Here is a 13489-nt window from a genome sequence, read left to right as displayed (position 1 = left end):
GGAAGGTTGACCCCCGGGCCGGGACGCGCCGGCCGGGAGCGGAGGTGCTGACGCCGTGATGACTCGAATCGCCCGCGGCCTCGCGGGAACGGCCCTGATCGTGGCCCTCGCCGCGTCGGCGGCCTGCGGGGGCGGATCCGGCGGCGACGCCGTGGTCACACCGACGCCGACGAGCCAGGAGACGGCATCGGGCGACACGGTGGGGAAGCTCTTCCCGGGCAAGGGGGGAGGCGGTCGGGTCAGGCCCGCCCGCGTCCCTACCGCCAAGGTGGGCGAGACGAAGCGCGTGGAGATGAGCGTCGAGAGCCACTCGGACGAGCCCATGACCATCGAGAGCGCGGAGGCGAGGCCCTCCGGCTCCTCGAACAATTTCGCGGCAGCGACGAGTCTCGCAGGCTGCCCCACGCCTCTGCCCCCGTTCGGGAAGTGCGCGATCCCCGTCGACGTCACGCCGTACGAGGCCGGGCGCTACAGCGGATCGCTGACCATCCGGACCTCGCAGGGCGAGACGCTCGCAGCGCCCTTCTTCGGGGAGGCGGTCTCCGGCGAGTCCACCGACCCGACCGACCCCACGGACCCGACCGATCCGACCGATCCGACGGACCCCACGGACCCCACCGACCCGACCGACCCCACCGACCCGACCGACCCGACCGACCCCACCGACCCGACCGACCCGACCGATCCTGACCCCACCAACCCTGACCCCACCAACCCCGAGCCGACCTAGCCCGGGCCCGAGCTCATCAGCCGGGCGAGGTCAACGCCACACGCACGGTGTCGTCGTCGGGCAGCACGACGGTCAGATGGTCCTTGTACCGCGAGACGTAGGAGACCAGGTAGTAGCGGGACGGGGACTTCACGAGCAGGTGGAATCCGACGTATCGGTGCCGGAACGGCCCCTTGTCGGCGCCCATGTCCTTGTGGGTGATGCCCTTCGCGTCGTGCGTGACCGGAATGCGCGAGTAGACCACCACCGGCAGGCTCTCCGCATGCCCCGCCTCGATGGCCTCCCATGCCTTGGTCGTCCCCGTCTCGGCCACGTACCGGGTCATGCCGAAGAAGAGGCTCATGGCCAGCAGTGCGATCAGCAGGGCGCCGCCCGCGGACCACATCTGTTCGGCGGTCCCCTCGCGGCCCGTGCCGTTCGCCATGTGCTGCAGACGCTGCTGCACCGCGAAGAACGCCAGAGTGGCGCCCAGCGCCACCACGAGGGTCGGGACGTACGGGGTCCACCACCGGTTCGCGGGGAGCAGCGGGATCTCGTCCACGAAGAAGAAGCGAAAACCCAGCATCGCCATGAGAAGGCCGACGACGAGGAACCACCGGCACACGATGCGGCGCCGGCGCTCCCTCCCGGGGCGGTCCAGCGCGTGGCCGATCCGGCCGAGCACCAGCAGCGCGACCAGTCCGCAGACAAGCAGGAACCACACCGGGCCGAAGACCGCTTGCGGGCTCTTCGCCAGGTACGCCTGGACGGAGAGCTGGAGGTCGGCCGACGGCACGCCGAAGGTCGCGTAGTAGTTGTCCGTATACACGCTGCCGAAGTAGTAGAGCAGGCCGATGACCACGGTCCCCGGCGCCACCACGTACGCCGCCTTGGCGAGGTACGACGCCCTCGGAGGCGCAGGCTCGGGGGCCTCCCTCGGTGGCGCGGGCTCGGGCGCAGGGCGGGACGGCTCCCCTGGCGGCACGGTCATGCCGCCAGTCTTCGTGCCACCGCCCCGCCGCGCACGCAGAGCCCCGCCACCCGGCTGACCCCCGGCCGGGCCTACGGCCAGGGGATCTGCGGCGAACGGTAATAGTCGATGCCGAGGGCCTCGAAGCGCGGCCCCTGAGCCGCGAGGCGCGGCTTGTAGGCGTTCCAGTCGTGCGTCGCGGCCGGGGACCAGCCGAGTTCCGCGACGCCCGGGAGGCGCGGGAACGCCATCTTGTCGAGGTGCGCGGACGTGGAGAGGGTCTCGGTCCACAGCGGCGCCTCGACGCCCCGTACCGCCGACGCGGGCGCGCCGGGCAGGTACGCGCCCGGGTCCCAGTCGTAGGAGCGCTGCACCTCGACGTAGCCGGCCCAGGCGAGGCCGAGTTCGGTGTTCCGGTCGTACTTCATGTCGAGGTAGATCCGGTCGGCGGGCGACAGGATCAGCCCGGTGCCGCCCCGTGCCGCGGCGGCGACCTGCTCCTTCTCGGCGGCGGAGGTGCCGTCGAGGCCCCAGTACTGGGCGAGCGCGCCGGCGGCCGGGGTGGCGCCGGTGAGCTGGTGCCAGCCGACGACGGTCTTGCCGTACTTCGCGACCAGCGGCTGGACCCGGTTCATGAAGGCGACGTAGTCGGCGTGGCTGGTGGAGTGCGCCTCGTCGCCGCCGATGTGGAGGTACTGGCCGGGGGTGAGCGCGGCGAGCTCGCGGATCACGTCGTCCACGAAGTCGTACGTGACGTCCTTGGCCACGCACAGCGAGCTGAACCCGACGTCGGTGCCGGTGTAGAGCGGCGGCGCGATCCCGGTGCAGTTCAGCTCGGCGTACGAGGCGAGGGCCGCGTTGGTGTGGCCGGGCATGTCGATCTCGGGGACGACCTCGAGATGGCGGGAGGCCGCGTAGGCGACGATCGCCTTGTAGTCGTCCTTGGTGTAGTACCCGCCCGCTCCGCCGCCGACCTGGGTGGAGCCGCCGTAGGTGGCGAGGCGGGGCCAGGAGTCGACGGCGATCCGCCAGCCCTGGTCGTCGCTGAGGTGCAGATGCAGCTTGTTGATCTTGTAGAGGGCGAGCTGGTCGACGTAGCGCTTGACCTGGTCGACCGTGAAGAAGTGCCGGGAGACGTCGAGCATCGCGCCCCGCCAGGCGTACCGGGGCGTGTCGGTGACGGTGCCACCGGCGACGTTCCAGGGCCCCGGCTGTACGGTCCGCCGCTCCACCGCCGAGGGCAGCTGCTGGCGCAGCGTCTGGACCGCGTGGAAGAGACCGGCGGGCGTGCGGGCGGTGAGGGTGACACCGCCCCGGCCGGACTGCAGGCGGTACCCCTCGTCGCCGAGGGCGGTGTCCCGGTCGCTGAGCCGCAGCAGGATCCCGCCGCGCCCCGTGTCGTCGGTGACGGGCAGCGGGTAGCCGGTGGAGGGGCGCAGGAGCCCGGCGAGGTACTCGCCGACGGCCACGGCAGGCGCGGAGTCCTGGTCGACCCGGATGCGGGTGGTGGCGGTCAAGGTGAACGGGGCGCCCCCGGGGCTGACCGACGCGGGCGCGGGAACCACCTGCCCGAGCGGCCGGGTCACGGGCTCGACGACGGCACCGGCCGCCGCGGGCGAGGCCGCGACACAGGAGATCCCGGCCGCCGCGACGAGCAGCAGGGCGCCGAGCACACGGGGAAACGCGGGAAACGTTCTGCGCTGTCTCACAGGCAGTCCCTTTCAACGGGCGTGTCGATGGGCTTGTGCGACTGTGGAGCATCCGTAACCGAACAGTCACCATCCGTACCGTGCACCCCATCAGGCGTCAAGGTGTAGACCAATTTCGGCTCTCAGGGGCGTGATCATGAACACCCTTGCCCGAAATCGGGCAGGATTCTTGCAAAGCGCGCGTCGCTCGCCCAGTATTCACGGGTGCTCGATCGCCGCCCGTCGCACGACGACCTCATCGACCACCTGGTGCGCAGCACCGCGCTCCCGCGCGGTGAGGCGGCCCGGGTGGTGCTCGACGTGCTGGCGTACTTCGACGAGACGACCGAGGAGTTCGTCCGCCGCCGTCACCGCGAACTGCAGTCCGGCGGATCGGTGAACTCCGAGATCTTCGAGCGCATCGCGGCCGAACTGCCGCACCGCGCCGTGGCGCCGCCGGAGCTCTCGCTCCGCCAGCTGCGCCGCATCGTCTACGGCTGAGAAGCCGGCGGCCACAGGACGGCCGGGGCACACCACAACCAGGAGGGGTTCACCTATATGTGCGGAATCGTCGGTTACATCGGTAAGCGCGACGTGGCTCCGCTGCTGCTGGAAGGTCTGGCGCGGCTGGAGTACCGGGGTTACGACTCGGCGGGCATGGTCATCACCAGCCCGAAGGCGGCCGGCCTGAAGATGGTCAAGGCCAAGGGCCGGGTCCGCGACCTGGAGGCCCGTGTCCCCAAGCGTTTCACCGGCACCACCGGCATCGCCCACACCCGCTGGGCCACGCACGGCGCGCCGAGCGACATCAACTCGCACCCGCACCTGGACCCCGAGAACAAGGTCGCCGTCGTCCACAACGGCATCGTCGACAACGCCGCCGAGCTGCGCGCGAAGCTCGAGGCGGACGGTGTCGTCTTCGCCTCCGAGACCGACACCGAGGTCATCACCCACCTGATCGCCCGCTCCCAGGCCACCACCCTGGAGGAGAAGGTCCGCGAGGCGCTCAAGGTCATCGAGGGCACCTACGGCATCGCCGTGATGCACGCCGACTTCAACGACCGCATCGTCGTCGCCCGCAACGGCTCCCCGGTCATCCTCGGCATCGGCGAGAAGGAGATGCTGGTCGCCTCCGACGTCGCCGCCCTGATCGCGCACACCCGCCAGGTCGTCACCCTCGACGACGGCGAGATGGCCACCCTCAAGGCCGACGACTTCCGCACGTACACCACCTCCGGCACGTCCACCACGGCCACCCCGGAGACCGTGGAGTGGGAGGCCGCCTCGTTCGACATGGGCGGTCACGACACGTACATGCACAAGGAGATCTCCGAGCAGCCCGACGCGGTCGACCGCGTGCTGCGCGGCCGGATCGACGACCGCTTCTCCACCGTGCACCTCGGCGGCCTGAACCTCGACCCGCGCGAGGCCCGCACCATCCGCCGGATCAAGATCCTCGGCTGTGGCACCTCGTACCACGCCGGTCTCATCGGCGCCGGCCTGATCGAGTCCATGGCCCGCATCCCCGCGGACGCCGAGCCGGCCTCCGAGTTCCGCTACCGCAACCCGGTCGTGGACCCCGACACCCTGTACATCGCGGTCTCCCAGTCGGGTGAGACGTACGACGTGCTGGCCGCCGTCCAGGAGCTGAAGCGCAAGGGCGCCCGCGTCCTCGGCGTCGTCAACGTCGTCGGCTCGGCGATCGCCCGCGAGGCCGACGGCGGCGTGTACGTGCACGCCGGCCCGGAGGTCTGCGTCGTCTCCACGAAGTGCTTCACCAACACGGTCGTCGCCTTCGCGCTGCTCGCCCTGCACCTCGGCCGGATCCGCGACCTGTCCGTCACCGACGGCAAGCGCATCATCGAGGGCCTGCGCAAGCTGCCCGAGCAGATCGGCGAGATCCTCCAGAACGAGGACGAGATCAAGAAGCTCGCCGAGGAGTACGCGGGCGCCCAGTCGATGATGTTCATCGGGCGCGTGCGCGGCTACCCGGTCGCCCTGGAGGCCTCCCTCAAGCTCAAGGAGATCTCCTACATCCACGCCGAGGCCTACCCGGCCTCCGAGCTGAAGCACGGCCCGCTCGCCCTGATCGAGCCGGCCCTGCCGACCGTCGCGATCGTCCCCGACGACGACCTGCTGGAGAAGAACCGCGCCGCCCTGGAGGAGATCAAGGCCCGCAGCGGCCGCATCCTCGCGGTCGCGCACCAGCCGCAGGAGAAGGCCGACCACACCATCGTCGTGCCGAAGAACGAGGACGAGCTGGACGCCATCCTGATGGGCATCCCGCTGCAGCTCTTCGCCTACCACACGGCGCTCGCCATGGGCCGCGACATCGACAAGCCGCGCAACCTGGCCAAGTCCGTCACGGTCGAGTAGCAGCCCCGGGGGTCCGTCCCCCTGGGCCGCCTCCGGGCCTGTCCCCCGGAGTTCGGCCACGGTCGGGAAAGCCCGTCCGGCACCTTCCGGCCTGTCCCCGGACGCCGGACGCCCGACCGGACACCAGAGCGGTCCCCGCGCACGCCACCCGTGCGCGGGGACCGCTCTCTTTCCTGGGTCCACCGCCTCCGCCCAGAGGCGACGGACCCGTCGTGGCCGCGTCAGCCGGTGGCCGTCACTCCCCGGCCCGCGGCGCGCCCGAGGGACGTCGGCCAGTTGGCGACCGCCGCCGTCGCGCCGTACCAGGCCGCGAGACCGGCGACCGCGGCGACCCAGCCGCCCGCCTTGCCGAGCCCGTCGTTGCCCGCCAGCGACGCGATGCCGGACAGCGCCAGCGAGACGAACAGCAGCCCGTAGACGCCCTGTCCGAACAGGCCGCTGCCCTTGGCCGCCATGGTCAGCGTGAGCGCGAGGAGCGCCCACAGCAGGAGGAACACCCCGGTCGCCTCGGCGGACGACTCGCCGCCCGCCGCGGTGCCCCAGGTGAACCAGAAGGCGCCGAGCGCCGAATACGCCGTGCCCTCACCGCCGTTGCCCGCGCGCAGCGCGAGCAGTCCGACGAGGAAGAGGGCGACCCCGCCGACCCAGGTCGCGAGGGACGCGGCGTCGGACGCCGCGACGTTGTCGATCACACCGGTGCTGCCGATGCCGAAGGCGAGGAGTGTCAGTCCGAGTGCGAGCTGGCCGAGAGTGGAGGTGCTGTTCCCCCCGGCGACGTCGTTGTCCACGGCGGGCTCCCTTCAGGTGCAGTTGTGCTGCGTGGGGTGCTGGTTCCCCGGTGCTGGTTCCGGTGGCCTTTATGTACCCTTCACAAGCACACAATTCACCTGACGGTGGCGGAATTTGTCGTCGCACGGCGGGAGTTGACGGACAGTTCGCGCCACGACGGGACTGCCGTGACCGGTGGGACGGGAGCGCCGGGACTGCGCCAAGGGACGGCTCTACGGGGTTGTACGGGGCGGCGCTACGGGATGACGACGACGGGCCGCTGCGCGCGGCGCGCGAGGCGGCCGGCCACCGAGCCGAAGATCCGCCCGACGATGCCCTGCGTGGAACCGACCACGATGGCGTCGGCGGAGTACTCCCGGCCGACCTCCTCCAGCTCGTGGCAGATGTCGCCGCCGCGCTCGACGAGGATCCAGGGGACCTCGCTGAGATAGTCGGCGCAGGCCAGCTCCAGGCCGAGGACCTCGGTGCGGTGATCCGGTACGTCGACGAAGACCGGCGGCTCGCAGCCCGCCCAGACGGTGGTGGGCAGCCTGTTCGCGACATGCACGATGATCAGGCCGGAGCCGGAGCGGCGGGCCATGCCGATGGCGTACGCGAGGGCGCGCTCACTGGACGTCGAGCCGTCGAAGCCCACCACGACCCCGTGCCGGAAGGCCGGGTCGCAGGCGTGACGTGGCTGTTCGACCGCGAGGGGGTCGACCGTGGAGTCGGCGACGCGCTTGCGGTCCGCGGGTTCGGGGAATTCGTGACCGGCCATCGGTGTCTCGGCGAATCAGGTCCTTGGGAGGAAACGAGGAAGCAGTCGAACGGAACGACGGTTGGCGTCGGAGCTGTGTCCGGGAATCATCTTCCCAACCCCATACCCCCAAGGGTACGGCGCCACTCCTCTCCTGCCCAGGGCCGACCGTCCCACACGCGGCATCCACACGGCGTTCCAGGGAGCATGCACGAGCCCGTCCCGATATGGCAATGCCGGTTGTGCCCTACAGGTGTCCGTACGGGGCCGACACGGGGCCGAACGGACGCGTCGGCAGTGACCGGAACGTTCCGCTCCTCGTTGCCACGGGGTCACCGGATCCGACGAACCCCGAGGGAGCCGTTCCGTGCCCGCATCACCGGCCGCCGCACAGCCGGCGGGGGACGTGGTCCGCTGGGCGGTGTTCGGCTGCGCCCTGGGCCCGGTACTGCTCGTCGTCTGCGGTGGCTCGCTCGGCGGGGCCGCCGGCACGGCGCTCGGCCTGGCCGCGGTGACGGCGGTCTGCCGGATGCTGCTGTGCCGGTCGGAGCGGGGCCCGGGGCCCGCGCGCTCCGGGGTCCGGGCGGCGTCCGATTTCCGGACTCCGCGTCCGTGTCAGGATCGCGGCAGGATTTCCCGCCGGAACGCCCGCGGGAAAGCCCGTGAAGATGACGGGTTCGCACGCACGCACCCGTAGGTTTTCAGCCAACTTCGCCCGACCGGCGAGTCCTTGGCGGAACCACCCCGCAACCCCGGTGCGACCAGGGAGGAAAGCCCCGCGGCGGGCGTACGCACCGTACGGGGACGGGCCATGCACGCGACGCGCACTTCCCTGCGCGGCCCGTGAGTGGAACGCTTCCTGATCGAATGCTTCGCGCCAAGTTGCCTTGTCGACAATGTGCCGGATCGAGAACTTGTCACGCCGGCGCCACGGGACGCAGTAGATTCGATCATGGGTATCGAAGGCTGGGGACTCGTGCAAAACCGAGGGGAAACGTGCAGGAGCGACAGGACCAGGGAGACGCGAACACCGAGGGGGGCTTAGCGTCATGAGCCAGGACTCCGCCGCGCCGGAGGCCGCACGGAAACTCTCCGGGCGCCGTCGTCGCGAAGTCGTCGCGGTGCTGCTGTTCAGCGGCGGCCCCATCTTCGAGAGCTCCATCCCGCTCTCCGTGTTCGGAATCGACCGGCAGGACGCCGGCGTGCCGCGCTACCGGCTGCTGGTGTGCGCCGGAGAGGAAGGTCCGCTACGGACCACGGGGGGACTCGAGCTCACCGCGCCGTACGGCCTGGACGCGATCAGCAGGGCGGGCACGGTCGTCGTGCCGGCCTGGCGCTCGATCACGTCCCCGCCGCCGCCGGAGGCGCTCGACGCGATCCGCCGGGCGCACGAGGAGGGGGCCAGGATCGTCGGGCTGTGCACCGGCGCGTTCGTGCTCGCCGCTGCCGGGCTCCTCGACGGCAGGCCGGCCACCACACACTGGATGTACGCGCCGACGCTCGCCAAGCGCTACCCGTCGGTCCACGTGGACCCGCGGGAGCTGTTCGTCGACGACGGGGACGTGCTGACCTCCGCGGGCACCGCGGCCGGCATCGACCTCTGCCTGCACATCGTGCGGACCGACCACGGCACGGAGGCCGCGGGCGCGCTGGCGCGCCGGCTGGTCGTCCCGCCGCGGCGCAGCGGCGGTCAGGAGCGCTATCTCGATCGATCTTTACCGGAGGAGATCGGCGCCGACCCGCTGGCCGAGGTCGTCGCCTGGGCGCTGGAGCACCTCCACGAGCAGTTCGACGTGGAGACGCTCGCGGCGCGCGCGTACATGTCACGCCGCACGTTCGACCGCCGGTTCCGCTCACTGACCGGCTCCGCGCCGCTCCAGTGGCTGATCACCCAGCGGGTGCTCCAGGCCCAGCGGCTCCTGGAGACGTCGGACTACTCGGTCGACGAGGTCGCGGGCCGCTGCGGCTTCCGCTCGCCGGTGGCGCTGCGCGGTCACTTCCGCCGCCAGCTGGGCTCCTCGCCCGCCGCGTACCGGGCCGCCTACCGGGCCCGCCGTCCGCAGGGCGACGCGGCGACGACCGTCCTGGACCCGGTGGTCCCGGCGCAGGCGTCGCCCGGCGCCCGTCGCCCGGGCGGCCCGCTCGGCCCGGAACCGGGCAAGCCGCAGTCGGACGCGTACGCCTCCGGCAGGCCCGCCCTGCCGGGCCCGCGCAGCGCGACCTGAGCACGCGGTCCTGAGCCGTACGACGGGCGCCCGGGGAGACCCCCCGGGCGCCCGTCCGGTCATCAGGGGGCCCGCGAGCCCGGCTCGGCAGGCGGGGCACCCCCTAAGGTAGGACGCATGAACGATCGCATGGTGTGGATCGACTGCGAGATGACCGGGCTCTCGCTGACGGACGACGCACTCATCGAGGTGGCCGCGCTGGTCACCGACTCGGAACTGAACGTGCTCGGGGACGGCGTGGACATCGTGATCCGACCGCCCGAGGCGGCCCTGGAGACGATGCCGGACGTGGTGCGCGAGATGCACACCGCCTCCGGGCTCCTCGAAGAGCTGGCCGGCGGGACGACCCTCGCCGACGCCGAGGCCCAGGTCCTCGCCTACGTGCGCGAGCACGTGAAGGAGCCCCGCAAGGCTCCGCTGTGCGGGAACTCGGTCGGCACCGACCGCGGCTTCCTCGCCCGCGACATGTCCGCCCTGGAGAGCTACCTCCACTACCGGATCGTCGATGTCTCCTCGGTCAAGGAACTGGCGCGCCGCTGGTACCCGAGGGCGTACTTCAACAGTCCGGAGAAGAACGGCAACCACCGGGCGCTCGCCGACATCCGCGAATCCATCGCCGAGCTGCGCTACTACCGTGAGGCGATCTTCGTCCCGCAGCCCGGACCGGACTCCGAGACGGCCCGCCAGATCGCCGCCAAGCACGTCCTGCCCACCGAATGACCGGGCACTGACCTGCGGCTCGCGCCCGAAAACAATGCGGGCGCGAGCACCCTCCCGGACCCTGTAGACTTCTTCTCGGCCGGTCGGGGAAACCTTCGGGTGAACCGCCGGTCGTGGTGGGTATAGCTCAGCTGGTAGAGCACCTGGTTGTGGTCCAGGATGTCGCGGGTTCGAGTCCCGTTACTCACCCTGACGAGTGAAGGGCCGGTCTGGAAACAGACCGGCCCTTCGCCGTTCCCCGGGGTCCCGGCGTCCAGCCCCTAACGTGGCCGATGCCTTGGCACGTCGCATGCACCGGGAGGACGCCATGCGCAGAAGCCTCATCCCCGTCGTCGCCGCACTCGGCGCGGCCCTGCTGGGCGGCTGCGCGGAGGATCCCGGCGGGGGCGGCGCGGGTGGCGGGGGTACGGGCGGCGGGCCGGTCACGCTCACCGTGGGGGTCTTCGGGGCCTTCGGGTTCGAAGAGGCCGGTCTCTACGACGCGTACACGCGGCTGCACCCGGAGGTCACGATCAGACAGACCTCGATCGAGCGCAACGAGAACTACCACTCGCAGCTGCTGGCCCACCTCGGCTCCGGCTCCGGCCTCGCCGACGTCCAGGTCGTCGAGGCCGGCAACATCGCCGAGGTCACCGCCACCCGGTCCCGCGAGCTGGAGGACCTCGGCCGGGCCCCCGGCGTCGACCGGGGCGCCTTCCTGCCCTGGAAGTGGGCGCAGGGCACGGCCCGGGACGGCAGGACCGTCGCACTCGGCACCGACATCGGGCCGCAGGGCATCTGCTACCGCAAGGACCTGTTCGAGAAGGCCGGGCTGCCCACCGACCGGGAGGTGGTCGGCGCGCTGTGGGCGGGCGACTGGCGGAAGTACCTGGACGTCGGCACCCGCTACCAGGCCGGCGAGCCCGAGGGGACGGCGTTCGTCGACTCCGCGTCCGGTGTCCTGGCGGCCGTCACCGGCAGCGGCGACGAGCGCTTCTACGACAAGGACGGCGAGGTCGTCTACAAGACGAACCCGGCCGTGAAGGACGCCTGGAACCTCGCCGCCGCCTTCGCGACCGGCGGCCTGACGGCCCGGCTCCAGCAGTTCACCCCCGCCTGGGACCGGGCCTTCGCCGACGGCACGTTCGCCACCGTCTCCTGCCCGGCCTGGATGCTCGGCCACATCCAGGACAAGTCCGGTCCGGCCGGCAAGGACAAGTGGGACGTGGCCGCCGCGCCGAAGCCCGGCAACTGGGGCGGCTCGTTCCTCGTCGTCCCGTCCGCCGGGAAGCACCGGGCGGAGGCCGCCCGGCTCGCCGCGTGGCTGACCGCGCCCGCCCAGCAGGCGACGCTCTTCGAGAAGCGCGGCAGCTTCCCGAGCGCCTCGGCCGCGTACGCGCTCCCCGTGGTGGCCGGCGCCACCCACCCGTACTTCGGCGGCGCGCCGATCGGCACGATCTTCGCCCGGGCCGCGCAGGGCGTACCGGTGGCGGCCGTCGGCCCGAAGGACCTGGTCATCTCGCAGAACCTGGCCGACATCGGGATGCTCCAGGTCGACCAGAAGGGCGCGTCGGCCCAGGAGGGCTGGGACGCGGCCGTGACGGCGATCGACGACGCCCTGGACCTGTGACCTCCTCGCGGTCTTCGGCCGGCAGGCGGGCAGGGGCGCGCCCCGGTCGGATGGGGGGGGGGGGACCGACCGGGGCGCGCGGGTGGGGGGCGAAATGGCCTGCTCGGGTCCGGAGGGCCTACTTGTACGCGGCGAACGCCCTGGTGAAGGCCAGCGGCTGCTGGAGGATCGACGAGCAGGTCGCGTCGGCGTGGTTCACCGCGCCGGCCGCGCACTGCTTGTCCCGGGTCGAGGACCACATGGACAGCCAGCCGAGGCCCTTCGACTTCGCGAAGTCGACCAGCTGGGTGGCGTCGTCGACCTTGAAGATCTCACTGGCGACGTCGTTGACGCCGATCATCGGGGTGACCGCGACGGCCTTCCAGGCGGCCGCCTCGGACAGCCCGAGGACGCCCTTGATCTGCGCCTGGGTCGCTGTCGCGGCCTGGACCGCGTAGGTGCCCATGTCGCCGCTGTAGGCCGGCCCGTAGTCCATCGCCATGATGTTGACCGCGTCGACGCGGACGCCGTTCCTCTTCGCGTCGGCGAGCAGGTCGACGCCGGGCTGGGTCAGGCCCTCGGGCATCACCGGCAGCGTGAAGGACACGTTCAGGTCCGGGTGGGACTTCTGGAGCGCCGCGATGGCCTGGGAGCGGCGGGTGTTGGCGGCCGTGTCCGGCAGCGCCGCACCCTCGATGTCGAAGTCGACCTTGGTCAGCCTGTACTGGTCGACGACCTTGCCGTACGCGGCGGCGAGGGCGGAGGAGGTCGAGCAGTTCAGCGCGAGCTCGTGACCGGCCGCGCCGCCGAAGGAGACCCGGACGTCGCCGCCCTTGGCCCGCAGGGCGCCGATCTGGGCGGCGACCTTGTCGCTCGCGAGATCGGTGACGCCGCCCCACAGCGGGGCGCAGGCGCCGCCGGAGGTGATGAAGGCGAGGTTGAACTCCTTCACGCCGGTGGCCTCGGCGGTGGCGAGCAGGTCGTACGCCGGGTAGAGCGAGGTGTCGACGTACGGGGCGTACTTCGCGGCGCCGCCGCCGGCCGGGGGCGCGGTGGGGGTGGCGGTCGCCGTGGCGGTGGGGGTCGGCGTCGGCTTGACCGTGGGGGTCGCGGTGGCCGTCGGCGCCGTGGTGGGGGCGATGGTGGGCTGCTCGGTGGGGCGGCCGCTGGGCTGCGGGGTCGCGCCGGTGTCGACCGAGCAGGACACCTTGTTGATGAGGCAGCCGCTCGGGTCGCCCGCGGCGCCGCTCGCGGAGGTCACGAAGCCGACGGTGACCGACCGGCCGGGCGCGAGCTCCTTGTTCCAGCTCGCGGGCTTCACGGTGACGTGCCGCCCGGAGACGGTGTGCTCGCCGTTCCACAGCGAGCCGATCGTGGTGCCCTCGGGCAGGTCGAACTCCAGCGTCCAGCCCCCCGACTGGACGCTGGAGGTCTCATTGGTGATGACGTACTGGCCGGTGTAGCCGCCGGTCCAGGAGCTGGTCCTGGTGTACGCGGCGCCGACGGCCGACGCCTGCGCCGTACCGGTGAGCGCGAACACCGCGCCACCGATCACCGCGGCCGCGACGACCGCGCCCACGGCCTTCGTCCGGCCGCTCGCCCTGCGCCGATGCGAACTGGTACCCATCGCGTGCCTGCCTCTGCGTTACGGGGGTGGGGTGCGGCAGCACGCTAGCGACCTGGATTCG

Annotated in this window: 11 protein-coding genes and 1 tRNA gene; 7 read left to right on the top strand and 5 right to left on the bottom strand. The window is 71.8% G+C overall.

From position 1 onward, the window contains the following. Window positions 1–58 precede the first annotated feature (58 nt). Window positions 59–730, top strand: a complete 672-nt coding sequence (locus R2D22_RS23655) for a hypothetical protein (RefSeq protein WP_318106660.1) — start codon at window positions 59–61, stop codon at window positions 728–730. A gap of 16 nt (window positions 731–746) precedes the next feature. On the opposite strand, the gene R2D22_RS23650 is transcribed toward R2D22_RS23655, so the two are convergent. Both R2D22_RS23650 and R2D22_RS23645 read right to left on the bottom strand, forming a co-directional pair. Further along, entirely contained in the window at window positions 747–1700 is a 954-nt protein-coding gene (locus tag R2D22_RS23650) for a hypothetical protein (protein ID WP_318106659.1), read from the bottom strand. A 71-nt stretch (window positions 1701–1771) separates the two neighbouring features. Further along, a complete protein-coding gene (locus R2D22_RS23645; protein WP_318106658.1) occupies window positions 1772–3388 on the bottom strand; it encodes a beta-N-acetylhexosaminidase in 1617 nt (538 codons plus the stop codon). Between the two features lie 204 nt (window positions 3389–3592). On the opposite strand from R2D22_RS23645, the gene R2D22_RS23640 reads away from it, so the two are divergent. Both R2D22_RS23640 and glmS read left to right on the top strand, forming a co-directional pair. Continuing rightward, window positions 3593–3868 (top strand): hypothetical protein, encoded by a 276-nt coding sequence (locus R2D22_RS23640; protein ID WP_318106657.1) that lies wholly within the window; start codon window positions 3593–3595, stop codon window positions 3866–3868. 57 nt (window positions 3869–3925) lie between these two features. Next, window positions 3926–5743, top strand: a complete 1818-nt coding sequence (gene glmS / locus R2D22_RS23635) for a glutamine--fructose-6-phosphate transaminase (isomerizing) (protein ID WP_318106656.1) — start codon at window positions 3926–3928, stop codon at window positions 5741–5743. Window positions 5744–5964: 221 nt separating this feature from the next. Here glmS and R2D22_RS23630 read toward each other — a convergent pair whose 3' ends face one another. Both R2D22_RS23630 and R2D22_RS23625 read right to left on the bottom strand, forming a co-directional pair. Then, window positions 5965–6531 carry a GPR1/FUN34/YaaH family transporter gene (locus R2D22_RS23630; protein WP_318106655.1) on the bottom strand — a complete coding sequence of 189 codons (567 nt, stop codon included), beginning with the start codon at window positions 6529–6531 and terminating at the stop codon, window positions 5965–5967. A gap of 236 nt (window positions 6532–6767) precedes the next feature. Then, window positions 6768–7289 (bottom strand): universal stress protein, encoded by a 522-nt coding sequence (locus R2D22_RS23625; RefSeq protein ID WP_318106654.1) that lies wholly within the window; start codon window positions 7287–7289, stop codon window positions 6768–6770. Window positions 7290–8317: 1028 nt separating this feature from the next. On the opposite strand from R2D22_RS23625, the gene R2D22_RS23615 reads away from it, so the two are divergent. From R2D22_RS23615 to R2D22_RS23600, 4 genes are all read left to right on the top strand, one after another. Beyond that, a complete protein-coding gene (locus R2D22_RS23615; RefSeq protein WP_318106652.1) occupies window positions 8318–9493 on the top strand; it encodes a helix-turn-helix domain-containing protein in 1176 nt (391 codons plus the stop codon). Window positions 9494–9610: 117 nt separating this feature from the next. After that, window positions 9611–10213, top strand: coding sequence for an oligoribonuclease (gene orn / locus R2D22_RS23610; protein ID WP_318106651.1), 603 nt, complete (start codon window positions 9611–9613; stop codon window positions 10211–10213). 116 nt (window positions 10214–10329) lie between these two features. Continuing rightward, window positions 10330–10402, top strand: a tRNA-His gene (locus R2D22_RS23605). A 118-nt stretch (window positions 10403–10520) separates the two neighbouring features. Continuing rightward, the gene (locus tag R2D22_RS23600; protein ID WP_318106650.1) at window positions 10521–11822 is read left to right on the top strand and encodes an ABC transporter substrate-binding protein; all 1302 of its coding nucleotides are present in this window, start codon (window positions 10521–10523) and stop codon (window positions 11820–11822) included. 118 nt (window positions 11823–11940) lie between these two features. Here R2D22_RS23600 and R2D22_RS23595 read toward each other — a convergent pair whose 3' ends face one another. Continuing rightward, window positions 11941–13428, bottom strand: coding sequence for a glycoside hydrolase family 18 protein (locus tag R2D22_RS23595; protein ID WP_318106649.1), 1488 nt, complete (start codon window positions 13426–13428; stop codon window positions 11941–11943). Window positions 13429–13489 lie beyond the last annotated feature (61 nt).

The sequence above is a fragment of the Streptomyces sp. HUAS YS2 genome (assembly GCF_033343995.1).
Classification (GTDB): Bacteria; Actinomycetota; Actinomycetes; order Streptomycetales; family Streptomycetaceae; genus Streptomyces; species Streptomyces solicathayae.
This window is presented reverse-complemented; position numbering and strand designations above follow the sequence as displayed.